24 protein-coding genes are annotated in these 22,948 nt (G+C 42.0%); 17 read left to right on the top strand and 7 right to left on the bottom strand.

Annotation, left to right across the window (positions count from 1 at the left end; genetic code table 11):
* Nucleotides 1–50: 50 nt before the first annotated feature.
* Entirely contained in the window at nucleotides 51–350 is a 300-nt protein-coding gene (locus H6G97_RS03425; RefSeq protein WP_190939308.1) for a type II toxin-antitoxin system RelE/ParE family toxin, read from the bottom strand.
* Nucleotides 347–601, bottom strand: coding sequence for a type II toxin-antitoxin system ParD family antitoxin (locus H6G97_RS03420; protein ID WP_190939307.1), 255 nt, complete (start codon nucleotides 599–601; stop codon nucleotides 347–349). Before H6G97_RS03420 ends, H6G97_RS03425 begins: the two co-directional genes overlap by 4 nt.
* 104 nt (nucleotides 602–705) lie before the next feature.
* Here H6G97_RS03420 and H6G97_RS03415 point away from each other — a divergent pair, with 104 nt between their 5' ends.
* The 6 genes from H6G97_RS03415 (at nucleotide 706) to H6G97_RS03390 (ending at nucleotide 4,100) form a co-directional block, all read left to right on the top strand.
* On the top strand, nucleotides 706–909 hold the full coding sequence (locus tag H6G97_RS03415; protein ID WP_190939306.1) for a hypothetical protein: 204 nt from the start codon (nucleotides 706–708) through the stop codon (nucleotides 907–909).
* A gap of 153 nt (nucleotides 910–1,062) precedes the next feature.
* Nucleotides 1,063–1,389, top strand: coding sequence for a hypothetical protein (locus H6G97_RS03410; protein ID WP_190939305.1), 327 nt, complete (start codon nucleotides 1,063–1,065; stop codon nucleotides 1,387–1,389).
* Nucleotides 1,390–1,395: 6 nt separating this feature from the next.
* Nucleotides 1,396–1,845, top strand: coding sequence for a type II toxin-antitoxin system VapC family toxin (locus tag H6G97_RS03405; RefSeq protein ID WP_190939304.1), 450 nt, complete (start codon nucleotides 1,396–1,398; stop codon nucleotides 1,843–1,845).
* Nucleotides 1,830–2,033 carry a hypothetical protein gene (locus tag H6G97_RS03400; RefSeq protein WP_190939303.1) on the top strand — a complete coding sequence of 68 codons (204 nt, stop codon included), beginning with the start codon at nucleotides 1,830–1,832 and terminating at the stop codon, nucleotides 2,031–2,033. The genes H6G97_RS03405 and H6G97_RS03400 overlap by 16 nt, the downstream gene beginning before the upstream one ends.
* Before the next feature lie 250 nt (nucleotides 2,034–2,283).
* Entirely contained in the window at nucleotides 2,284–3,429 is a 1,146-nt protein-coding gene (locus tag H6G97_RS03395; RefSeq protein WP_242054794.1) for a hypothetical protein, read from the top strand.
* A 128-nt stretch (nucleotides 3,430–3,557) separates the two neighbouring features.
* Nucleotides 3,558–4,100, top strand: a complete 543-nt coding sequence (locus H6G97_RS03390) for a hypothetical protein (RefSeq protein ID WP_190939302.1) — start codon at nucleotides 3,558–3,560, stop codon at nucleotides 4,098–4,100.
* A gap of 119 nt (nucleotides 4,101–4,219) precedes the next feature.
* On the opposite strand, the gene H6G97_RS03385 is transcribed toward H6G97_RS03390, so the two are convergent.
* The 3 genes from H6G97_RS03385 to H6G97_RS03375 all read right to left on the bottom strand — a co-directional run bounded on the left by H6G97_RS03385 (nucleotide 4,220) and on the right by H6G97_RS03375 (nucleotide 7,172).
* Nucleotides 4,220–5,626, bottom strand: coding sequence for an NAD(P)(+) transhydrogenase (Re/Si-specific) subunit beta (locus H6G97_RS03385; RefSeq protein WP_190939301.1), 1,407 nt, complete (start codon nucleotides 5,624–5,626; stop codon nucleotides 4,220–4,222).
* Nucleotides 5,623–5,916, bottom strand: coding sequence for an NAD(P) transhydrogenase subunit alpha part 2 (locus H6G97_RS03380; RefSeq protein WP_069071329.1), 294 nt, complete (start codon nucleotides 5,914–5,916; stop codon nucleotides 5,623–5,625). The genes H6G97_RS03385 and H6G97_RS03380 overlap by 4 nt, the downstream gene beginning before the upstream one ends.
* A gap of 83 nt (nucleotides 5,917–5,999) precedes the next feature.
* Nucleotides 6,000–7,172, bottom strand: coding sequence for a Re/Si-specific NAD(P)(+) transhydrogenase subunit alpha (locus tag H6G97_RS03375; protein WP_190939300.1), 1,173 nt, complete (start codon nucleotides 7,170–7,172; stop codon nucleotides 6,000–6,002).
* A gap of 764 nt (nucleotides 7,173–7,936) precedes the next feature.
* Between H6G97_RS03375 and H6G97_RS03370 the strand changes: the two genes are divergently transcribed.
* From H6G97_RS03370 to H6G97_RS03325, 10 genes are all read left to right on the top strand, one after another.
* Nucleotides 7,937–8,449, top strand: coding sequence for a DUF2808 domain-containing protein (locus tag H6G97_RS03370; protein ID WP_190939299.1), 513 nt, complete (start codon nucleotides 7,937–7,939; stop codon nucleotides 8,447–8,449).
* A 154-nt stretch (nucleotides 8,450–8,603) separates the two neighbouring features.
* A complete protein-coding gene (gene rpmH / locus H6G97_RS03365) occupies nucleotides 8,604–8,738 on the top strand; it encodes a 50S ribosomal protein L34 (protein ID WP_099102484.1) in 135 nt (44 codons plus the stop codon).
* A 17-nt stretch (nucleotides 8,739–8,755) separates the two neighbouring features.
* A complete protein-coding gene (gene rnpA / locus H6G97_RS03360; protein WP_190939298.1) occupies nucleotides 8,756–9,178 on the top strand; it encodes a ribonuclease P protein component in 423 nt (140 codons plus the stop codon).
* Nucleotides 9,165–9,557 (top strand): PH domain-containing protein, encoded by a 393-nt coding sequence (locus tag H6G97_RS03355; protein WP_190939297.1) that lies wholly within the window; start codon nucleotides 9,165–9,167, stop codon nucleotides 9,555–9,557. Before rnpA ends, H6G97_RS03355 begins: the two co-directional genes overlap by 14 nt.
* Before the next feature lie 253 nt (nucleotides 9,558–9,810).
* On the top strand, nucleotides 9,811–10,962 hold the full coding sequence (gene yidC, locus H6G97_RS03350) for a membrane protein insertase YidC (RefSeq protein WP_190939296.1): 1,152 nt from the start codon (nucleotides 9,811–9,813) through the stop codon (nucleotides 10,960–10,962).
* On the top strand, nucleotides 10,959–11,486 hold the full coding sequence (locus H6G97_RS03345; protein ID WP_190939295.1) for a Jag family protein: 528 nt from the start codon (nucleotides 10,959–10,961) through the stop codon (nucleotides 11,484–11,486). Before yidC ends, H6G97_RS03345 begins: the two co-directional genes overlap by 4 nt.
* 181 nt (nucleotides 11,487–11,667) lie before the next feature.
* Entirely contained in the window at nucleotides 11,668–12,186 is a 519-nt protein-coding gene (locus H6G97_RS03340; protein ID WP_190939294.1) for a YceD family protein, read from the top strand.
* A 313-nt stretch (nucleotides 12,187–12,499) separates the two neighbouring features.
* A complete protein-coding gene (locus tag H6G97_RS03335; protein ID WP_190939293.1) occupies nucleotides 12,500–14,011 on the top strand; it encodes an AAA family ATPase in 1,512 nt (503 codons plus the stop codon).
* A gap of 470 nt (nucleotides 14,012–14,481) precedes the next feature.
* A complete protein-coding gene (locus H6G97_RS03330) occupies nucleotides 14,482–15,027 on the top strand; it encodes an SH3 domain-containing protein (RefSeq protein WP_190939369.1) in 546 nt (181 codons plus the stop codon).
* A 260-nt stretch (nucleotides 15,028–15,287) separates the two neighbouring features.
* Nucleotides 15,288–16,700 (top strand): peptidoglycan-binding protein, encoded by a 1,413-nt coding sequence (locus H6G97_RS03325; RefSeq protein ID WP_190939292.1) that lies wholly within the window; start codon nucleotides 15,288–15,290, stop codon nucleotides 16,698–16,700.
* On the opposite strand, the gene sbcC is transcribed toward H6G97_RS03325, so the two are convergent.
* Together sbcC and H6G97_RS03315 are read right to left on the bottom strand one after the other, a co-directional pair.
* Nucleotides 16,697–19,723, bottom strand: a complete 3,027-nt coding sequence (gene sbcC, locus H6G97_RS03320; RefSeq protein ID WP_190939291.1) for an exonuclease subunit SbcC — start codon at nucleotides 19,721–19,723, stop codon at nucleotides 16,697–16,699. The two genes, H6G97_RS03325 and sbcC, sit on opposite strands and share 4 nt — an antisense overlap.
* Nucleotides 19,724–20,078: 355 nt before the next feature.
* Complete coding sequence (locus H6G97_RS03315; RefSeq protein WP_190939290.1) at nucleotides 20,079–20,273, bottom strand: hypothetical protein; 195 nt, start codon at nucleotides 20,271–20,273, stop codon at nucleotides 20,079–20,081.
* A gap of 162 nt (nucleotides 20,274–20,435) precedes the next feature.
* Between H6G97_RS03315 and H6G97_RS03310 the strand changes: the two genes are divergently transcribed.
* Nucleotides 20,436–22,715, top strand: a complete 2,280-nt coding sequence (locus H6G97_RS03310; RefSeq protein ID WP_190939289.1) for an NACHT domain-containing protein — start codon at nucleotides 20,436–20,438, stop codon at nucleotides 22,713–22,715.
* Nucleotides 22,716–22,948 lie beyond the last annotated feature (233 nt).

Here is a 22,948-nt window from a genome sequence, read left to right as displayed (position 1 = left end):
GGTTATGCGATCGCTTTTTATTGTGAAGGTGCAATTAGGCTATGGCTATTTCACTTTAATTCTAAAAATAGTGACTCCAAATCTCTATATCCATTGATGACACAGGCAATATCAATTCCATCTTCTCTGGGATAGTAGAAGATGATATATTCTTCAATGTTAAATCCTCGTATATTCGTAGATAATTGCTCATAACTCTTTCCCATGTTGGGAAATCCAGCAACTAATTTGCATTTCTGGCGAATAGCATCAAAAAGTTTACTAGCAGCGCTGGGGCTAGTCTGGGCAATATATTCACAAATAGTATTTAAATCTTTGACTGCTTCATCAGAAAAAGAATAGTTGCTCATTTTTGAGACTCAGCAATTTGATTGATTTTTTCTTGTAGTTGAGCAAATACTATCTCACCATCTATAACCTCTCCTCTAGCAATTTGTTCCTTTCCAATCACTATTTTTTGCCGAAGTTCTTCCAAACGTTGTTCTCGTGCTTGTAACAATTTGAATGCTTCGTTCATAACTTCTTCTGCATTAGCATATCTCCCAGCTTTAATTTGGGATTGAATAAACTGCTCATGCTCAGGTTTGAGGGAAATATTCATTCTAAATAACTCTATTAACTTGACTATATGCAAATTTTATCGTTAATTGACTTGACGAAGGAATACGACTCAGTTTTCAACTGAAAGATTAATGCGATCGCGAAGTGACTTCGCAGGAGTATCGCATTTGTTATAAAAGTGAAATTAGGCGATCGCATTTCAAGAAAAAGCAAGCGATCGCTATTTTTAACGAACCACAGAGACGCAGAGAACACAGAAGGCGATGCCTACGGCGGGCTTTGCCTAAGCATTTCAAGAAAAAGCAAGCGATCGCTTTTTTATCTCACGCAATAGGCACACTCGATTAGGAACCGATTCTTGATCGGTTGAATACCATGTAAGGGTCGGGACGTTCTCAGTAAACTAAAATAGCTATTCACGCTAAAATATAATATAACTACTAGTGCTAAAACTGATTAATATCTACTCGTGTTTTTAACTTATCTACTTACAAGGTATTTATGAGCAATAATCAACCGATCACAGCACAATCATCAACTACACCCCGCGCTGAACTCTTATTAGAAATTCAACAAACTCCAGAAGAATATGTACCAGAATTACTACAAATTGTCCGTCTATTTCGTCAAAGCGTGACGATGAAACAGACATTATTAAATAACTGGGAAGATGCTATTCATGAAATTAATCAGAGTGATGCCGTCAAACAACAAGAAAGGAAAACAAACATCAAAAAAATATTTGAGTCATGGAATGAGTTAGATGAACAAGAAGAACAACAACAAATTTTAGAAATTATTGAATCTATGAAAGGTATTTCTATTTAAAATAGGATGAGTAAGGTTATTATCTTAGATTCTGCACCAGTAGGATTAATTACTAATCCAAAAGCAACGCCTCTAGCTGCGCAATGTCAAGAATGGTTTTATACGCTATTTGAGAGAGGATATGAAGTAATTTTACCAGAAATTATAGATTATGAAATTAGACGGGAATTATTAAGGGCAAATAAATTATCAGGAATTAGAAAACTTAATCAACTAAAGTCAGAAATTATTTATCTTCCTATTACAACAGAAGTGATGTTGAAAGCAGCAGAGTTATGGGCACAAGTCAGAAATCAAGGTAAATCGACAGCAGATAATAAAGCTTTAGATGGTGATGTAATTTTGGCATCTCAATCTATTTTAGTTGCTAATTATGGGCATGAGGTTATTATTGCCACAAGCAATAAAAAACATCTATCTATTTTTATTGATGCTAGAGAATGGCAAGAAATTTAGAAAATGAACCAAGCGATCGCACGGTGGAGATTTTGCAGGCGATGCCTTTGGCGGGATTCTCTAAGAGACGCTACGCGAACGCCTACGCAGTGTGGAGATTTTTCAGGCGATCGCCTTGTTTAACGAATCACAGAGGCTCAGAGAATACAGAATCGGAAGAAAGTGATCGCAGTGTGGAGATTTTGTGATCGCACTTTTTAACGAACCACAGAGGCGCAGAGAACACAGAGGATGAAGAGAGCGATCACTCTTTTCTAGTCACATAAGATTTAGTATGGTTACACTCTATTATTACTAAGTAAAATTGCTGAGGCATTTTGCCCTTGTCTGACCCAAAATGGTTCATGGCTGACAATAATATCTTTATTTAGCTACTAGGTAAAGCTTCGAGATTATTTTGTCAATCAATAAAAAGCACTTATCTAACTGGAGATAGTCTTGAATACTTACACAGTAATTATGCTAGGCCCATCTGGATCTGGCAAGACAGTCTTTTTGGCAAGTATGTATAAGAAGCTATCCACGCAGGGAGAGCATGGCTTCTTTTTAGAAATTGATGGAGCAGAAAAAAGAAAGCGACTGAACAACATCTATACACAAATTGCTGTTGATGAGAAATGGCCAAAAGGGACAACATATAGCGAAATATCAGAATGGACTTTCACTTGTCGTGTTCAGACAGAAAACCTGCCAATTTACTCAGCTTGCAAATTTGCCTATTTGGATTATGCTGGTGGCAGGCTAACAGATGAAATGGAAGAAGAAGACGCTGCATTTGAGAGCAAGCTTAAAGAAGCTGAAACTATGCTGGGATTGTTAGATGGTCAAAGGCTTTCTGCATTAATGCGTAACGAAAAGCTAGGAAAACTTTGGGCTATAAACGATTTACCCAATATGCTTCATGTAATGCAGAATAATGATAAACCAATTCACTTTGTTATTAGTAAGTGGGATATTGTACAAGGAAACTTTACATTAGAGCAAATACGCGATCGCCTGCTACAAATTGAGGAATTTAGCAATCTCGTCAAAGTGCGTAACAAAAAGGGTACACCAGTGCGCTTAATTCCAGTAAGTGCAGTAGGTATGGGTTTTGCTAAATTGCAACCAGATGGCAGTATGGCAATAACTGGGGAGTTACCGCAACCATTTCATGTAGAAGTACCTTTAGCTTGTATTTTGCCAGATATGATACAAAGCCAGTTAGAGGAACTTATGAGAAAGAAGGAAGAAGAACTTAGTAAACCACTTGAAGATAAAGCAGACCTGAGTTTTTGGGATAAATTAGGTCAAGTTTTTGGTGGGGGACTAAAAATTCTACAAAACATACAGCAACTTTTGCCTAAAAAGTATCAATTTGCCGAAGACATTTTAAAAAAAATGATTGAGTATGCTGAAGAACCAGCACAGAAGAAACAAGAGGCAGCAGTCAAAAAAACTGATGAACTTCGTCGTGAACAAGCAGCATCCCTTAAGGCAGTGTCTGATGAAGAAACTGCGCTCAAGCATGTAATCAATTGCTTCTTATCTATCAGAAATAAACTCGATCATACTTTTCCAGAATCGGATATTACTTTACTATGAAAAGTATTCAAGCTTGGGGGTTCTTGGTAAGCCGTAATCAATATCTTGACTACAGGACAGTTGTAGCTCCTAACTTCATGTGTCAATCTGGTACATCTAGCGTACTTGCTAAGGCCGCAGGAGGGGATTTGACTCAAAAAGGTTCTGCCCTATATCGTAAAATTGACCACCCTAAACTTGAGAGTCTTACTCTGGTTTTTCGGGTTATCGAAGCAACTGTGCAAGATACAGGTATTGCAGGAAATGGAATTTTAAAAGATTCATTTGGAAGAGAAATACGTTTAATAGAGGGTATTGTTTTGAAAGAAATAATGCCAGATGTTGTAGTGACTGAAGATATTATAGTAACTGAGGGAAATCTTGAAGAAATTCACAAACAGCTTGTAAAGCATTACTATGATTTTTGGGACTACAGTACTCCTAACGCTGCTATTCCCTCAGAACCTTTTACTTTGCCAGAAAATACTTCAGATGACTGTTTGAATTATCAAACTCTAGAGCCATATACCGTAGGTGCTAATCAAGCACAGATAAAATCACAACTATCACTAGCTACTTCTAATAGTCAAACTATTGAGAGTGATAATAAGGTTTGTACTTCAGATTCCCGAACTAATCTGGTACAAAAATTGTACGATGAACTTCGGATCTGGTTAGATAGATCCAGTTAAATTTGAGAAAACTAGCTCCATTCATTAAAAAAACTTGCCTCAGAAGCATCACACTCCCAAGGCAAGCTAACTCTCTACATTCTTTCTTTACTTCGCGCCCTTCGCGCCTCTGCGGTTCGTTAAAGTTGCTTCACTTCTGAAACCAACTTCGCCACCATATCCTTTGCACTACCAAAAAGCATCGTAGTTTTATCCTTGTAGAACAACTCATTATCTACACCGGCAAAACCCGTACTCATCCCGCGCTTAATTACAATCGTCTGCTTCGCCCGATCTACTTCCAAAATCGGCATACCATAAATCGGGCTATTTTTATCACTCCGCGCCGCCGGATTTACTACATCATTTGCCCCAATTATTAAAGCCACATCCGCTTGATCGAACTGGGGATTAATATCATCCATGTCATACAACTGGGTATAAGGCACATTTGCCTCTGCCAGCAACACATTCATGTGCCCCGGCATTCTCCCAGCAACGGGGTGAATGGCATACTTGACATCAACGCCCATTTTTTCTAACTGATCTGACAATTCCCGGACGCTATGTTGCGCTTGGGCAACTGCCATACCATAACCTGGCACAATTACCACAGAACGGGCATAACCCAACATCATCGCTCCTTCTTCAGGATCGATGCTGCGGACACTTTGATCGGTTGCACCACCACTAGCAGCACCACCACCAGAACTAGAACCTGTACCAAAAGCGCTGAACAGCACACTAAATAAGGAGCGGTTCATCGCCTTACACATAATCTCGGTGAGGATTAAGCCAGATGCTCCTACCAAAGCACCAGCAATGATTAACATATTGTTCATCACCACGAATCCAGCCGCCGCCGCCGCCACACCTGACAACGAGTTCAACAGCGAGATTACTACTGGCATATCGCCGCCACCAATGGGGATGACGAACATCACACCCAGCACCAATGAAACGCCAACCACTCCCAAGAATATGGGTAAGCTATCTGGTGTGATGATTAAGTAAGCACTACCTACTATATAAGCACCCAAAAGCAAGAGGTTAAATGGTTGCTGGAATGGAAATGTAATCGGGGAACCGCTAATTAAACCTTGCAATTTGGCAAAGGCTAAAAAACTACCTGTGAAGGTAACACCACCGATTAACACGTCCAATAGCATGGAAATGTTCACATCTAGGGGTATCGCCTGAGAACTATCTAATAATCGCCAGAATTCGGCAACGGCTACTAATGCCGAAGCTGCACCACCCAAACCGTTGAGTAAACCCACCATTTGGGGCATTTCAGTCATTTGGACTTTGTAGGCAACGATCGCACCAATTCCCGATCCAATTGCCAAGCCTAACAATATCATCTGGTAGTTCAACACATGCTGATCGAGCATTGTCGCTGCGATCGCCAGTAGCATCCCTACAGCCGCTACAATATTACCATTTCTCGCCGTAGCAGGTGATCCCAGCTTTTTCAAGCCCAGAATGAATAATGATGCAGCGACTAAGTACGTCAGCTGAATGCCAGTTGGTAAAAAGTCGCTCACGCCTTAATCTCCTTCTTCTTGAACATTTGCAACATTCTGTCTGTCACTAAAAAACCACCCACAACGTTGATTGTCGCCAGTATTACAGCAATCAAACCGAGAATTACTGACACACTTGTGTCTTTTGCACCAGCAGCAACTATTGCTCCAAGTACTGCAATCCCAGAAATCGCGTTTGAGCCTGACATTAACGGCGTGTGTAGAGTCGGTGGGATTTTGTTGATGACTTCAAAGCCGATAAAAGATGCCAAAACAAATACAAACAAAGCAGCAAGTAATGCCTCTGTCATGAAATCAAAACTCCTTGTATAAATAGACATAGGGCATTGGGAAAACTCTTCCTTAGTCCCTAATCCCCAGTTCCCTCATCTCCCTAATTAACCGCCGATTGTTGAGTATTCAAAGCTTGTAGAGCATCCCGCACTCGTTGATTGCGAATTTCACCAGCATGGGTAACGCAAGCTGCATCAACGATGTCGTCGCTAAAGTCAACCTGCAAAGCTTTGTCTTTAATTAGCAGTTGCATCAATGACGTAACGTTCTTGGCATACAATTGGCTGGCGTGAATTGGCATCGATGATGGGAGATTGATGGGGCCGATAATTGTCACACCGTTCCATACAATATCTTTACCGGGTTCGGTGCAGGCGCAGTTACCACCTTGTTCAGCAGCCAAATCCACAATCACTGAACCTGGTTTCATTTGTGCCACCATTTCTTCTGTAACTAGCCGTGGAGCTTGTCTCCCAGGAACTTGGGCGGTGGTAATCACCACATCAGAATTTTTGACGTGTTCGGCGACAACTTCTTGAGTGCGTTGTTTGCTAGCTTCGGAAATTTCCTTGGCGTAACCACCAGCAGCGACGGTTTCTTCTTCTAATTTGACTTCAACGAATTTTGCCCCTAAACTTTGCACTTCTTCTTTGACGGCGGGACGAATATCAAAGGCTTCTACCACTGCTCCCAAACGTCTAGCGGTGGCGATCGCTTGCAATCCGGCTACACCAGCGCCCATAATAAATACTTTCGCTGGAGCGATCGTGCCTGCGGCTGTGGTTAACATCGGGAAATATTTCGGTAATGCAGCTGCGGCAATTAATACTGCTTTATAACCGGCTAATGAAGCTTGCGAGGACAAAGCATCCATACTTTGCGCCCTGGTAGTACGGGGAATCATTTCCATACTCAAGGCTGTGACTTTCCGATTTGCTAGTTGCTGTGCTACAACAGGATTTGCCAAAGGATTGAGGAAACTGACTAAAACAGCCCCTTCCTTTAACAAGTCAATTTCTGAGCGTCCATCTTCTCGTTCTTGCGGTGGACTTACTTTCAGCAGAATATCTGTTTCGCCCCATAATTTGGCAGTATCACTGATTATTGTGGCTCCTGCGCCTTGATAGTCAGAATCACTGAAAAATGATCGTTCTCCTGCACCTGTTTCTACCCAAACTTCTAAACCTTGTTTTACCAATCGAGCAACGGTGTCAGGAATTAATGCCACACGACGTTCACAAACTTCAATTTCTTTAGCAACTGCTATTCTCATGAAATCTCCTGAAGATAAATACCTAATCTCTGCCAAGTAAGCGATTGTCTAGATGAGAGTATTCCGCACTCTATAGTACTTAGGCGGCAAAATCAGCCATGACTTTTACTTGTAGATTGAACCTTGAAACTTTTCTCTCCCACTGTTAGCTGTCCACGCAAAGCCTGACTTTGCCGTTCGCAGATGTCATATTTTAAGATAGTTGCAAACAGGGTTACGTATTGCACATCCTATGTCGATTCCCAAATTTTGCATCTTTATCTTCAGCTTGTTTTCGGGATTGAGAAATTTTGGTATTCCTTTCTTATAGAGTAATATTGACCAAATTTTGAAAGCTTTATAATTTCCAAATCAAATTTTAATGATTACGACTTCGATTCCAACTTATTTTAATCAATTTAGCCCAACTTAACTGGCGATCGCTGAGGGTGCGGCTCAATTTTTATAACAAAATCATCAAATTTAGATACACTTATACATATTTGGCAATACAATCTAATCCCGACTGTGTTTCTATCTACTTCAAATTTGACCAATTTAGTACTCCAATTCAGGACTCTACAAGGGTAATCAAGTAAATTTAAGGCTACGCATTAAATTTATTACTAAGTAATCTTACTGTCAGGTAAAATTCAGGACTGATGGCACTTTTGATGGCAATTAAGCGTCCATTGTCAGGAAGTCAGTAATAAAGTTTAGTAGAGAATACTAACACACAGTTATTTTAGATAACAGATTTATATTTTGGTAGAGGAAGCCTGATTATGCGACGTTTACTTTCTGCTTTAGCCGTGACTAGCTTTTTGGTTACTGGATTACCAGCCCTGACTTGGGCACAAAGTTTACCTGGATTTACGCTGTTTAGCGGTGTCAAAGCCGAAAATCAGCTGCCCTTTAGGTTAGATTTTGGTGGACAAGCTAATGGTTGGGATCGATACATATTAAGGATTCCAGCCAAAAGAATGAAATTAGCAGTTGGTCAATTTGCCATTACCTACCCTGATTATTACAAAGGAACTTTTGACCAGAAAAACATTGAAGTCCGAGTCAAAGGCAAAGCAGTTCCGCTTTCTGAGGTGAAGTGGGACAAAGAAGGTAAGCTAATTAATATTTTTCCCGAAGAGCCAGTACCGGCAGGTAGTGCAGTTGAGGTAGTCTTATCTAACGTGAAAAACCCAGCCTTCGGCGGAGTTTACTATTTTAACTGTCAAGTGCTTTCTCCTGGCGATGTGCCACTACTGCGCTACATGGGAACATGGATTTTGAGCATTAACTAAGAGTGGGGACTGGAGACTGGGGAGGGATAATAACTAGTAACTCAACGCTCCTCCCCTCTTTCTCTATTATCAAGGCCCAATTTACAATTCCCTAATAAAGTGATACAATTGGAGATTGTGAGTTTTTATAAAAATCACCTAAGAGGAGAACAGTATGAAAAGAACACTGGGCGGTACTAGCCGTAAGAGAAAAAGAACCTCTGGTTTTCGCGCCAGAATGCGGACACCAGACGGCAGAAACGTAATTAGCGCTAGGAGAAAAAAGGGACGTCACCGTTTGAGCGTTTAGGGTAGATCAAAGCATCTGTGGCTTTGCCTAAAGCAAATCGGCTAAAATCCCGAAAGGATTTCCAGGCAGTTTTCCGGGAAGGAATTCGGCGTAATGGCTCTTATCTAACACTGAGAGCCTTAAAGCCGTTATATTCACCAAAACCTCCTTTGGACACTGCCACCCAAGCTATACAAGCAAATGACTCAGTACATCTTGCCAGCACGCGGATTGGCATTTCTATAAGTACAAAAGTCAGCAAAAGGGCAGTAGTTCGCAACCGAATCAAACGGCAAATTACTTCTGCTTTATATAATTTGCTGCCAAAATTATCACCAGGATGGCGGCTAGTATTCATTGTTAAACCTACAGCAGCAGAATCTAAGTGCGTAAGCCCACAATTTCTGCAAGAATTAGAGCAGTTGTTGGCACAAGCTGAGGTGTTCGATGGGAATTCGTGAAGATGTTTATTATGAAGGTGGCCCCCATCGTGGGGATTTAATTGTCAACCTGCTGATTGGGCTAACCGTTGTCGGCATACCGTTGACAGTTGGGGCAATTGTCAGGGCATTGTGGCTGCGTTTCCGCATCACCGATCGCCGAATTACTGTGATTGGAGGTTGGCAAGGACGCGATCGCACTGACGTAATTTACTCAGAAATTGTCAAAGTCGTCAAAGTTCCCCGTGGCATCGGCTTTTGGGGAGATATGGTACTAACCCTAAAAAACGGCAGTCGCCTTGAATTGCGTGCAATTCCCAAGTTTAGGGAAGTCTATGACTACATCAACGAAAGAATTGCTGCGAAAAATCCTGAATATAGCGCCACTGTCAATAAGTGATGGGAGCAGGGGAGCAGGGGGAGAAGAACCAATGCTCTATACCCAATACTTCTCTACGAGAGGCTGCGCCAATGGCTCCTTTCGACTTCGCTACCTCGACTTTGCTCGACACAAGTCAAGGCAAATCGCTCAGTACAAGTGCCCAATGCCTAATTTGAATGTGCGGCTATCCGTAGCGAAAGATAGTCGCCGACAAATGATGATTTAGATAAATTAGATTCAGTTTACAGTACCTCAGGTTGAATTCAGAATAATGGATTTTGGTATCGGCTTTCTCTCGAACAACGTGATGCTGCCAATCATAGATTTTTTCTATGGTATTGTGCCTAGCTACGGATTAGCGATCGTTGCTTTGACCCTGATAGTCCGCTTCGCGCTCTATCCCCTGAGTGCTGGCTCAATTCGCAATATGCGGAAAATGCGAATTGTACAACCTCTGATGCAGAAGCGGATGGCAGAAATTAAAGAGCGCTATAAGGATGAACCGCAAAAGCAGCAGGAGGAAATGGTCAATGTTCAAAAAGAATTTGGCAACCCCTTAGCAGGCTGTTTTCCATTACTAGTGCAAATGCCGGTTTTATTAGCACTGTTTGCTACTTTGCGGGGTTCGCCTTTTGCAAGTGCGAACTACAGCGTTAACCTGCAAATTCTTCCTGCAGAACAAATCGAACAAATTCAACCGCAAGCCTTTGCCACTGCTCCTCAAAATATTTATATTGCTGATGGAGAACACGTTAAAGTAGCTGCCATCCTTCCTAGTGGTAACAAACTAGCGGTGGGAGAACAAACTAAGATCCAATATCAGACCGTTCAGGGCAAACCATTTCAGGTACTCTTAGCAGAACACCCAGAAAATAAGCTAGTTCCTGAGTGGAAAGTCACCAAAGGGGAAGATCGGATAAAAATTGATGCAGATGGGAATGTAGAAGCCTTGCAACCTGGAGAAGTTAGTATTCAAGGAACAATTCCTGGACTAGCAGCAGAAAAAGGTTTTTTATTCATTGATGCTTTAGGAAGGGTTGGCGCACAAGATCCAGATGGTACAATCCACTGGGATATTGTCGCTATGATCGTCTTCTTTGGAATCAGCCTTTATGTTAGCCAACTGCTTTCTGGGCAAAATTCCAGTGGTGGCAATCCGCAGCAAGATACAGTTAACAAAATCACCCCCGTTATCTTTTCTGGGATGTTCTTGTTCTTTCCCCTACCAGCTGGGGTGCTGATGTATATGGTGATTGGTAATATTTTCCAAACCGCACAAACTTATCTTCTTTCCCGCGAACCTCTACCAGAAGAACTGCAAAAAATCGTAGCCACCCAGGAGAAAGAAGCAGCAGTCACAGAACAAAAGGCACTGCCCTTTGAACCAAAAAGTGCTAAGAAAAAAGCAGCAGGGGGATCATGAGCAACATTCTGATGCAGCGAGGTCAGGAGTGGTTAAAAACACTGCTAGAGCTCACTGGAATACCTGCTGAGATTCAGGGTAATTTAGAAACTTCTCAATCTCAAGAGGGCGATTCCCCAGAACCAGATAACTACTGGTTGACAATTGACCAAACCAATTTGACATCAGAACAAATCCAAATATTAATTGGTGCTGACGGTTCTGTATTAGATGCAATTCAGTATCTGGCAAATTCGGTTTTAAACCTAAGCCAACCACCAGAAGAACAAGCCTCTTACACTATTGAGTTAAATGGCTACCGAGTCAAAAGAGAAGCAGAAATTCGCGCATTAGCAGAAGCAGCAGCCGATGAAGTGCGCTTTTCTGGTAGAGAAGTGGAAATCAAATCTCTTAGTTCTGCTGAACGGCGTCAAGTTCATACCTTCTTGAAGGAGTTTGGAGATTTAGAAACCTTTAGTCGTGGAAAAGAACCGCATCGTCATTTGGTTGTTCGTCCAACTTCGTTGGAAGGAGTTGGGAGTTAGGAGAGAGGCGATTAATCGCGTTTGTACGTTAGGAGTTATGAGTTTGGAGTTAATTGAAAACTCATAACCATATAATTTCAAAATTTCTCTTGTTTTTAAGAGATAAAGTAAAGATGTAATATCAGTATAATTAATTGCTGATAATCAAGATAAATTTTAGTGAGGATGTCTCACAAATCCTATGGACGCAATTTATATTCCGCAGCTAATTAGAGCATCGGAGCGGACAGAGGAAGTTCAGGTTAATGAATTTCTGCCTGGTCTGGAAACGTTGACACCAGTTCGCGGTCATCTGCGCGTGCAGCATCATGGCAATTACTTGGAAGTTTCCGGTCAGGCAGAAACAATTATTACTTGTACCTGCAACCGCTGTTTGCAGCAATACAATCGACGTTTAGGGCTTGATACTAAGGAAATCATCTGGTTAGACGAAACTGCAAATCAGCAAAATGACTTGCCCTTAGAAAGGGAAGTGGTTATGGAAGAATTGCTTGAAAGCTTACCGCCCGATGGTTATTTTTATCCTAACGAATGGCTGTATGAGCAGATGTGCTTGGCAGTACCCCTGCGCCAGCTGTGCGATCGCAATTGTCCAGGTATTTCTGTAAGTAATACAGTTGATAGTTCTGATAGTCCTGCAACTCCAGTCGATCACCGTTGGGCTTCTCTGGAAGCACTGAAAAAGCAACTTCCAGGCTAGTAACGTATTTAGTACTTTACTCAGTTAATTTATGAGATTTATATAGAACCCGATTTCTTGAAGAAGTCGGGTTTCTAGTTTACAGCTATTTTCAGGTGAATAGACCACACGGTAGGAGCGCAAGACCTTGCGCTCCTACCGTGTGGTTCAAATACATGATTTCTGCTGTAAAAAAGCGCTCACCTTTAAAAAATATCTCACATAGAGCGATCGCACTCGCAACCGCTATGAACTTGGTTGATGTTGGTTTTTTAGTTGTGAGAGGTGATACAAACCTGAACAATGAGAGAAGAACTAATAACCACAGCTATATATGAACTTTCGTGAAGAGTTTAAACTGCTGCTACGTGCCCGTTACCCCTTAATTTATATTCCCACTTATGAAGAAGAACGGGTAGAAGCAGCTATCAGGGAAGAAGCAACCAACCAGGGTAATCGCCCAGTGTATACTTGGGATTTTGTCGATGGCTACCAAGGAAACCCCAATGATGTTGGGTTTGGGCGGCGTAACCCGTTGCAAGCTTTAGAATTTGTCGAAAAATTACCAGCTTCCGCACCTGCGGTCTTGATTTTACGAGATTATCATCGCTTTTTAGATGATGTAGCGATCGCTCGCAAACTCCGCAACCTTGCCCGACTTCTCAAATCGCAACCAAAAAATATTGTACTACTGTCGCCCCGCATCGCCATCCCTGACGATTTGACCGAAGTGTTGACAGTCGTGGAGTTTCCCTTACCCGCCGCTCCAGAAATTAAAACTGAGGTGGAACGCTTGCTACAAAGTACTGGTAACTCACTTTCTGGCAAAGTTTTAGATAACTTAGTGCGCTCTTGTCAAGGGCTTTCGATGGAACGGATTCGCCGGGTGTTAGCAAAGGCGATCGCTACCCACGGAGAATTGCGACCAGAAGACGTGGATCTCGTTTTGGAAGAAAAGCGCCAAACTATTCGCCAAACTCAAATCCTGGACTTCTACCCCGCCACTGAGCAAATTTCTGATATCGGCGGACTGGATAACTTGAAAGACTGGCTGATTCGTCGAGGAGGCTCATTTACTGATAAGGCGCGACAGTACGGATTACCGCACCCCCGTGGTTTAATGTTGGTGGGTATTCAGGGAACCGGTAAATCGTTAACAGCAAAAGCGATCGCTCATCACTGGCATTTACCCTTGCTACGTCTGGATGTAGGAAGGTTATTTGGTGGTTTGGTGGGTGAATCAGAATCTCGCACTCGGCAAATGATCCAAGTAGCTGAAGCCCTTGCTCCCTGTATTTTGTGGATTGATGAAATAGATAAAGCCTTTGCCGGACTTGGTAGCAAAGGTGATGCAGGAACAGCCAGCCGTGTGTTTGGCACTTTTATTAACTGGCTAGCCGAAAAAACCTCACCCGTGTTTGTCGTTGCCACCGCCAACGACATCCAAGCCTTACCGCCAGAAATGCTTCGTAAGGGGCGATTTGATGAAATTTTCTTTGTGGGTTTGCCCACCCAAGAAGAGAGAAAAGCAATTTATGATGTTCATTTATCCCGACTGCGCCCCCATAACTTGAAAAGTTATGACATCGACAGATTAGCTTATGAGACACCCGATTTTTCTGGGGCGGAGATTGAGCAAACTTTAATTGAAGCGATGCACATTGGATTTAGCCAAAATCGAGACTTTGCTAATGACGACATTTTAGAAGCAGCCAGTCAGATCATCCCCTTGGCGCGAACTGCTGTAGAGCAAATTCAGCAACTCCAAGAATGGGCTGCTGCTGGGAGAGCGCGTTTAGCATCTAAACACAGTCCTTTGAGCGATCGCCTCCGGCGCAGTACGTGAACGCATTAGACAAAGTAGAGACGTAGCAGTGCTACGTCTCTATAAGGGTTATGAATAACGCATATTTAAATTCGGTTGATGTCTATTCAGCAGTAGCTACAATAATTAGTTAGTCAAAAATCCATATTCAATAGTTAATGATGAATTATTATGGACTATTGATTTCTTATACACAATGGGTTACTTGCTTCTCTACTCGTAACCCTAGAGAGCCAGTTTAACGCTACTCCTCTCAATGGGGAAAATACGGAGATGACTGGTTCTCCTTCACCCTTAACTGTGCCAATTTTAGATTTTGGATAATAGAATTGGTTTTTTGGTTCAAACCCCTCCACTTCTGTGCGGAACAAATTTAAAATCCCCAAGCTGCAACCCAGGAGTGGGTGTAGTCGAACTAAAATACGCTCGTTCGTTGCTATCGCAAATCTAAAATCCAAAATTGTTTGACTCTTGATAATCAGGTTTTAATTATGTTGTCTGGCTTAACAAAGTTTATACTGGGGTTTTTCTTAGCGATCGCTGTGTTAATAGGTGGCGGCGCTGCAATTGCACTCTATTTCATGAATCGTACTGGCATACCCCCTGCCAAACCCATTTATTCCAATGATAGCCCCTCGGTGAAAGCTCAAGCTCCAAAAGCAACCGAGCCTGGAGGAGCTAAACCCACCCTTACACCTGGGACAAATACTAAATCTTCTCCAAGCTCAACCTCTAATCCGACAGTATCGCCTAAAGCTACCCCATCAACAAAGCCATTACCATCGGGAGCTTATCGAGGACGTGTTAATTGGGCTGAAGGCTTGAGTTTACGAGCAAAACCAAATCAAGAAGCTGAACGTATTGGTGGGGTAGGTTTTAATCAAAAAATTATTATCCTGGAAGAAAGCGAAGATAAAGCCTGGCAAAAGATTCGTTTGGAAGGTAGTGAACAAGAAGGTTGGGTAAAAGCAGGTAATACTGAAAAAGTTGATGAAAAACAACCTGAAAAACCAGAAAATACAGAACAACCACAGTAAGAACAATAACAATCGAGATGCAACGCAGGCTGCTAATAGCTAGCACCCGTTATTTTCTTGATAAAATGTCCCTAAATTTACAACTTTTATAGCCAAAAACCCATCACAGTCAAAGGTACTGGGTATTAATCTTCCCCAGTCCCCAATTCCCTTTACTATTAGGGCTAGGTCAATTACTTGTAAAGAATCATACGACAATTCTTTATCACACAGAGAAAGTGGTATACTTTCTTATAGCCATAACAACTTGAACAAAGCAAGTGAAAACAGGGGTAGATAGCTATTTAACCAAGCTCGCCTCAGTCTGCGAGACATCCGAAAGTATCAAGGTTGTTCCTACCGTAGCTGATTTCAAATTTTTGAATTGGAAAAAGTTATCTAGCGGTACGGCGATGCGTCTTCTGTCTCTGGCACTGATCACAGGGCTTCTGAGTATAGCTGGGCAAGCTTTAGCACTTCAGAAAGTAGGAAGTAATGGGCCTGAAGTTAGCAGAAACCAGAGGTGTTTAAAAAAGTTAGGCTACTTTAACGGGCCAGTGACAGGTAAGTTTGCTAGCTTGACTCAAAATGCTGTGATCAAATTCCAGCAAGCCAATAGAATAAATGCTGATGGAGTCGTAGGTGCTAGTACTCAACGAGCCTTGCAACGAACATGTCAAGGTATAACTTCTAATAGCACTGGCGCATTGCGTGGGCGCACTTCGCCGCAGGCATCGCCTGTTGGCCAATACCCTACTCTTTCTCAAGGCAAAACTGGTGCAGCCGTCACCAGATTGCAACAGCGTCTACGGCAGTTAGGCTACTTTGATACTAATCCCACTGGAAATTTTGGACGAATTACTAAAGATGCTGTAATTGCGTTCCAGCGAAATTATCGCATACCCGCTACCGGGATTGTGAATCGACAAACTTGGAATGCATTAATGGGTTCCTCTCCCACTTCAGTTAGCTCCCGTCTCTCTACTCAACAAGTGAGAGAACTACAAGTACGTTTGCGGCAGCTAGGTTATTTAAATGCTGATGCCACTGGGAATATTGGCCCAATGACTAGAGAAGCTGTAATGGCATTCCAGCGAAATTATGGCTTACCTGTTGATGGCATTGCCAATGCTCAAGTTTTGGACTCAGTGCGTAGAGCCTCCACAGGTGGTACTCAACAATCAGGCAGAGATTATCTAACTGTAGGCGATCAGGGAGAGAATGTCAGATTAGTTCAAGAGCGTTTGTGGCAATTAGGTTTCTCTAATACCAATCCTGATGGCTTTTTCAACGATTACACCACACAATCTGTAATTGCATTCCAGCAATCTTCTCGATTGAATTCTACTGGAAATGTAGATCGGCAAACTTGGGAAGCTTTAGGGTTGAATAGCTCAACTGGGGGCAATTATATTGAGAATACTCGCTATGTATTACCTCCTACAAATGATGATGTAGTACCTGTTCCCAATGGCAATACATTAGTTGCTAATAACCCTTACAGAGTAATAATTCCAATTTCCAATAATGATACTCTGAGCAGAGTGCAACAATATATACCCAACGCTATCACAGAGCAATCCAATCTAGGGGATTATGTGAATGCTGGAGCATTTAGCGATCGCGCACAAGCAGAAACACTAACGAAAAAGCTTCGCTCATTAGGTCTTGATGCACGGGTTAAATTTAATTAAATTGACAAACTCAACTGCGAACCTTCCTGAGTTTTATTCACCTCAATCCTGGCTTGGAAAGCTTCTTTGAGGTGGGGCATGTGGGTAACGGTGAGGATGCAGGCAAAATCGGAGGAGATGGCATTAATCGCGGCAATCAAGCGATCGCATCCTTCCGCATCTTGTGTACCAAAACCTTCATCCACAATCAACAATTGCAACGCCGCCCCCGCCCGTTGCGCTAATAGTTTCGCCAAAGCCAAACGGATGGCAAAGTTAATTCTAAACGCTTCCCCACCAGAGTAAGTTTCATAAGCTCGTGTTCCTCTAGAATCGGCGATTAAAATATCTAGAGTGTCTATCAGCTTGGCATTTTTCTTGGTTGATTTAGCACTGCGCCCAGCTTTTTGAGTAATAAATTGTACATGAAACTGATTACCACTCAACCGCGAAAGTAGTTGATTTGTCTCAGCTTCCAGTTGGGGCAAGACATTCTCAATCATCAGTGCTTGGATGCCATTTTTACCAAAAGCTTGCACTAATTCCTGATAAACACGATATTCTTGCTTGCAAGATTGTAATTGCTGTTGCTGTTCTTCATACTGAATTTGCAGCGTTTCTAGTTGATGCGCCAGCTGTTCTAAACGCCCTAACTTTGTAATTTGCTCATCGAGTTGCCGTCTGCGTATTGCTAGCTGCTGCTCTAAAGCTTGAATTTGGGCGGAGGGGTTAGCTGTTGCTTGTAATTGCTGAATAATACTTTCGATTTGTCCGCCAAGTTTTTGCCGCTCCGTTACTCTGGCGCTTCTAGACTCCTCTAACTCTTGCAATCTCGTCTGGAGTTGCGGATACTGCTGCTGGGCTGATAGCAGTTGTTGATACCGCAAATGCCAAGATTGAGCTTTCTTTGCAGCCATACGCAGATTGTTGTGCTGCTCGGAACTGTAGCCAATTTCGGTAATGTGACGCTCAAGAGCGGCGATTTGTTTAGCACATTCAGAATCAATCTGATCTTGCTGGATTCTCGCTTGTAATTGAGCAATTTGGGATTGTAATTCTGGTTTTCGGGCTAATAGTTGCGCTTGTCGCTTAGTTGCATCTTTAATTTGCCCTTGTTTAATTTCTGCCCATCGCCACCGCTCAACTTCGCTCCGGGCGAGGGCGTGGTCTTGTTCATTATAATTAACTTGTTGCAGATATTGGTCTAGCTGCCGGAGTTCGGCTTGTTTATCGGGAGCGTAATCACCACCTTGGAGCGATCGCTCTAAATGCTGTTTTTCGGCAGCAATTTGTTGTAACTGTTGTTGCACATCAGTTGTCGCTTCTAACTGTGCTGCCAACTGTCCCCGCTGTTCGCGTAAACCATCATAGCCTGCCAATTGTTGGGATATTTCCCGATATTCCTGTCTAAGCACCTGAATTTCTCTGTCAGACACAGCCATTTGTTCTCTGACTACCCAAAATTGCCCTTGAGTATCCTCTAACTCAGCCTGGGTTTTTTCCACCACTCGACTCCAGTGATGTTCGTCTAAAGGACGTTCACATAATGGACAAAGTGCTTCAGGATTTTGGAGCATAAGCAATTTCTGCTCTAATTCTCCCAGCAGTTTTTCATAGTCCCGTTGATGAGCTTGCAGACGTTCGATAAAGTGCCGCCTTTCTTGCCCTTTTTCTTGGACTCGTTGTAGATAAACCCGCTTTTTCTCCAGTTCCTCAATCTGAATCGCTACATCCATCACCGCTTGTTGCAGTTGCGGTTGGCGGCGATGCTGGCGTTGCAACTGGTTTTCAGTACTTTGGAGTTGTTCGAGTCGCGCTACTAAACCAGCATGAGTGCGATCGAGTTGGCTTTGTAAAGTTGCTCGTTGTTGCAACAAGGGAGTAACTTGCATTTGCAACTGATCAAGACGAGCAACATGGTGACGGGCTGCGGCTAGCTGTGACAAAGCGGCTTCTACTTCACCTGATTTAGTCAGAGTTTGCTGAATATCTCTCTCTTGCTGTTGCAAAGCTTCTAGCTGCGCTTGGGCTTGTTGCAGTTGTCGTTCGATTTCGTGGATTTGTTTGGTAAGTTGTTGTTGCTTTTGTTGACGATTCTGTTGGGCGCGGGTGTGTTCTTCAAATTTGACAGCAAAAGCTTCTTCTTGAGATTGTAGACTTTGATATTGGGCATATCCAGCTTTAATCTCATCTTCTTGGTGTAATATTTTTTCTAAATCTGATAGCTGAGAGCCAATAGCTGATTGTTCTTGTTGGAGGCGATCGCAATCTTGGGTAAGATTTTGGTATTGCTGCTTTATAAAATTGAGTTGTTGTTCCCAATTTTGGCGCTGGTGCTGGACAACTTGCAAACTTTGCAATTGAATATTATCAAAAGCTTGCACTTGTTGCAGTTGGTTGAGTTCAGCTTCTAACTCTAGTCTTTGCGCTTGGGTTGTCTCACGTTGTTGCAGCTGAATTTTGATCGACTCCAAAGAACGCTCTAACTCTACTGCTCGCGCTTTGAACTGACGAGAAGACTCCTTTGCCCGTTCTTCCAAATCATCGTACTGATTGAGTTTTAACAACTCCGCTAAAATTTCTTTGCGTTCCGTCGGGCGTTTGAGCATGAATTCATCTGCACGACCTTGACGTAAGTAGGCAGAATTAATAAATGTATCATAATCAAGCTTGATATGTTCTAAAATCAAATCCTGTGTCGCTCTTACCCCTTTGCCAGTGAGTGAGCGAAACCCAGATGGTATTTCTATTTGAAATTCAAGAACGCTAGTACCTCCCCGAATTCGGGTACGAATCACCCGATATTTTTGCTGGTTGCTTTGGAAAGTGAAATCAACTCGAACTTCTTTAGCACCAGAATAGATCACATCATCTTCAGCAGTGGCACGGCTTTCACCCCAAATAGCCCAAGTGATTGCTTCTAAAAGGGAGGATTTACCCGCACCATTGGAACCACAAATACAAGCCGTATGCAAACCGCCAAAATCTAAAGTTGCATCACGGTAACTGAGAAAGTTTTTGAGGATAAGTTGTACTGGGATCATTCAGGCTATAGCGCCACATCTACTTTTAATAATTAACAGTACAGATGCACTGTTTGTTAGTTTAGCTATCTAGATATCAGGTTTCTAGTCTTGAAGACATCAATTTTACAAAAATTAACAATATGATGAGTCAATTTTTCTTGTTCCATAAAGAACTTTTGCTATCTTCGGAGAAAAACGAAACTCATCTGGAGGCTTTTAATTATTTCTTTGTGTTAACTGAGAAGAAAACATTCTTATTTGATTTGTGGGAATTGAAAGTTACAAATCCCTGACTTATCAAATAAATCGGGGATCTTGTCTCTTAGAAGTTATTTAGGATTGTCATTGGCTAGTTGCGTAGGCGTAGTCCGTCTTAGACATCGCGATCGCTTGACCTTGACCGAGGTATCAACAATCCAATATATGTACCGACAGCAAATTTTGTTAAATCTAGAAATTGAGGGCGGCTTTTGTCGTCGATAACTGCGAGAGTGAGAGAACCAATTACCATAATTAGCGTTACAACAGCCAGCACTTCATCTCTTGAAGGAAATTTTTTGGATAACATCGATTCACTCCTAAATCATTTGAATCACTACATCCATACTTTGACAGGTGAGTGTTTGTTGTAAGGTTAAAGACAGGCTTGCGATATGAGTGACTTGTGTATGCGATGAGGATGAATTGCCAAATTCGCAGTTAGAATCAGCAAAAGTGTAATAGTTAGCTTATGTCCGGGCGATCGCTTTCTTGTTCTCCAGAAGGTATCCAAAAAGCAAAAAAAGCTTTAATTCGTTATTCCTTAATTCAAAAGGCATTAGCTGAAGAGTTAGAAGTAACTCGCCAGCCGATCGGAAAATTCTTTACAGGTAAACCTGTTGACCGCAATCTCTTTGTGCAGATTTGCGACAGGCTAGACCTAGAGTGGGAAGAAATAGTTGCTGAAGCAGCTACTGAACCAGAGGTAAGCCAAGACAACAGCATTGATATTGATGCGATCGTCCAAGAGGTACGCGAAAAGATAAAACCCATCATTCAAGAACGTTGTGGCACAGTGCGAGTGCTGGATACGCCTCAATCCATCGGCTTGAATGACATTTACACTAGCGTCAATATATTAGAGAAAATCACTGGACAGCGACGGTTAGGAATTGATGAATTATTAGAACAGTCTAGTAGCCAGGATTTTGACCTCTTTGGACTTAACAGAATTACTGAAAAACGAGTGCCAGGACTGCAAGCGGTTGAGAAGTATTCCAAGCTAATGATTTTAGGTAAACCAGGAGCAGGTAAAACCACATTTTTGAAGTATTTAGCGATTCAGTGTATTGGAGGTGAGTTTCAGGCTGAACGTGTACCGATTTTTGTCACCCTCAAAAGCTTTGCGGAAGCTGCAAACAAACCTGGATTATTGCAATACATCACTGAAGAGACGATAAATCCTATCTCTTCTATTCGAGATGTAATAACTTATGGCAAGGCATTAGTTTTACTTGATGGGTTGGATGAGGTTAGAGAAGAGGATAGCGATCGCATCTTAAAGGAAATTCGTGAGTTCTCTGACCGTTTCCCAAACAATCAGTTTGTGATGACTTGTCGTATTGCAGCACGGGAGTATACCTTTGAGAAGTTCACAGACGTAGAAGTTGCTGATTTTGATGATGACCAAATTTCCAACTTTGCCAATGACTGGTTTAAGGATAAAGCTGTAAAACCAGAGGCTTTTATCAAACGTCTCGAAGACAATAACCGAATTAAAGAACTTGCTGCAAGTCCTATGCTGCTAACGTTGCTTTGTTTAGCATTTGAAGAGTCAGGAGATTTCCCTGCAAATCGTTCTGAGTTATACAAAGAAGGACTAGATGCGTTATTGAAAAAATGGGATGCCAAGCGGGGAATTCAACGCGACCAGATTTACAAAAAGCTATCAGTCCAGCGTAAAGAAGATTTACTCAGCAAAATGGCTTTGACTACTTTTGAGGGGAGTGAATATTTTTTCAAGCAGAAAGTAGCAGAACACTACATTACAGAATACATTCGCAATTTACCCGGTGCTAATACTGACGAAGAAACATTGCAACTTGACAGTGAGCAAGTTTTGCGTTCAATTGAGCATCATCATGGGCTAGTTGTCGCAAGAGCCAAAAGGATTTACTCATTTTCTCACCTGACATTTCATGAGTATTTCACAGCTAGAGAATTTGTGGTTGTGAGACAGTCATCAGAGGAAGCGCTGCAAAATCTTGTTAGCCATATTACTAAGAAACGCTGGCGAGAGGTCTTTTTGCTGGCGGTTGGGATGTCACCAAGTGCAGACTGTTTGTTACTTTTGATAAAAGAGAAAATTGATTCGCTTTTTGCTGCTGATGAGAAATTGCAGCAATTTCTAAAGTGGGTCAACGAGAAATCTCTTTCAGTTAAGGTTCTTCACAAGCTAGAAGCAATTCAAGTCTTTTACTTTGACCTTACTCTTGCTCCTGCCTCCAAACATGCTCCTGATCTAGATTTTTATCCGATCCTTGCCTTTAATCTTGATTCTACTTTTATTTTTGAAGGAGACTTAGAACTCAACCCTGCTGACTTGACTCTCGATTTCTGTTTTGCTACCACTGTTGCTCATGCTCTAGATGACAGTATTGACTCCGATTTGATTATCCCTCTTATTGCTGGTGTTGATATTGATTCTGTTCTGCAACAATCATTACGAAAACTCGAAAAGGAAATTCCAAATTGGAAAGATGAAATCTGCTTTCATAAATGGCAAGAAGAGAAGCTTTCAGCCTGGACTGAAAATTTCCGAAGCTTGATTATTCAGTATCGCAATATTGGCCATAACTGGCAGTTCAGTAAACAGCAAAAGGAATTGCTTAAGCAGTATTACGAAGCTAATGAATTACTGGTCGAGTGTCTACATAGTGATTGTTATGTCAGCCGGGAAGTGCGACAGCAAATAGAAGATACCTTGCTATTACCGATCGCAGAGATTAAAGAGCGTCAGCAGCAATCTTAAATACATACAAAGCAGATACTAAATCATTCGTTAAGAAAGCGAAAATATTTTCCAATTTCTAGCAAATAAATTTATAATGAAAGTAATGAGTTCGCAGTCAGCCGATTCGCCTCTATTCAATGGCTGAAGATATGTGAACATAAGGAATAAAAGAACATTGGGGAACAGAATGACACTCATTTTGCGTCTTATGAGTGTTTCGCCTCTTACTTTCAGTGATGCACATTAACAGG

The sequence above is a fragment of the Nostoc flagelliforme FACHB-838 genome, assembly GCF_014698065.1.
Taxonomy (GTDB): domain Bacteria; phylum Cyanobacteriota; class Cyanobacteriia; order Cyanobacteriales; family Nostocaceae; genus Nostoc; species Nostoc flagelliforme_B.
Note: the sequence above shows the minus strand (reverse complement) of the source record. Positions and strands in the feature narration are given on the sequence as shown.

Excerpts from the sequence above, each read along its gene's own strand:
- H6G97_RS03425 (WP_190939308.1), bottom strand. The coding sequence starts at position 350 with ATGAGCAACTATTCTTTTTCTGATGAAGCAGTCAAAGATTTAAATACT.
- H6G97_RS03420 (WP_190939307.1), bottom strand. The coding sequence starts at position 601 with ATGAATATTTCCCTCAAACCTGAGCATGAGCAGTTTATTCAATCCCAA.
- H6G97_RS03410 (WP_190939305.1), top strand. The coding sequence starts at position 1,063 with ATGAGCAATAATCAACCGATCACAGCACAATCATCAACTACACCCCGC.
- H6G97_RS03405 (WP_190939304.1), top strand. The coding sequence starts at position 1,396 with ATGAGTAAGGTTATTATCTTAGATTCTGCACCAGTAGGATTAATTACT.
- H6G97_RS03400 (WP_190939303.1), top strand. The coding sequence starts at position 1,830 with ATGGCAAGAAATTTAGAAAATGAACCAAGCGATCGCACGGTGGAGATT.
- H6G97_RS03380 (WP_069071329.1), bottom strand. The coding sequence starts at position 5,916 with ATGACAGAGGCATTACTTGCTGCTTTGTTTGTATTTGTTTTGGCATCT.
- H6G97_RS03375 (WP_190939300.1), bottom strand. The coding sequence starts at position 7,172 with ATGAGAATAGCAGTTGCTAAAGAAATTGAAGTTTGTGAACGTCGTGTG.
- H6G97_RS03370 (WP_190939299.1), top strand. The coding sequence starts at position 7,937 with ATGCGACGTTTACTTTCTGCTTTAGCCGTGACTAGCTTTTTGGTTACT.
- rpmH (WP_099102484.1), top strand. The coding sequence starts at position 8,604 with ATGAAAAGAACACTGGGCGGTACTAGCCGTAAGAGAAAAAGAACCTCT.
- H6G97_RS03355 (WP_190939297.1), top strand. The coding sequence starts at position 9,165 with ATGGGAATTCGTGAAGATGTTTATTATGAAGGTGGCCCCCATCGTGGG.
- yidC (WP_190939296.1), top strand. The coding sequence starts at position 9,811 with ATGGATTTTGGTATCGGCTTTCTCTCGAACAACGTGATGCTGCCAATC.
- H6G97_RS03345 (WP_190939295.1), top strand. The coding sequence starts at position 10,959 with ATGAGCAACATTCTGATGCAGCGAGGTCAGGAGTGGTTAAAAACACTG.
- H6G97_RS03340 (WP_190939294.1), top strand. The coding sequence starts at position 11,668 with ATGGACGCAATTTATATTCCGCAGCTAATTAGAGCATCGGAGCGGACA.
- H6G97_RS03335 (WP_190939293.1), top strand. The coding sequence starts at position 12,500 with ATGAACTTTCGTGAAGAGTTTAAACTGCTGCTACGTGCCCGTTACCCC.
- H6G97_RS03330 (WP_190939369.1), top strand. The coding sequence starts at position 14,482 with ATGTTGTCTGGCTTAACAAAGTTTATACTGGGGTTTTTCTTAGCGATC.
- sbcC (WP_190939291.1), bottom strand. The coding sequence starts at position 19,723 with ATGATCCCAGTACAACTTATCCTCAAAAACTTTCTCAGTTACCGTGAT.
- H6G97_RS03315 (WP_190939290.1), bottom strand. The coding sequence starts at position 20,273 with ATGTTATCCAAAAAATTTCCTTCAAGAGATGAAGTGCTGGCTGTTGTA.
- H6G97_RS03310 (WP_190939289.1), top strand. The coding sequence starts at position 20,436 with ATGTCCGGGCGATCGCTTTCTTGTTCTCCAGAAGGTATCCAAAAAGCA.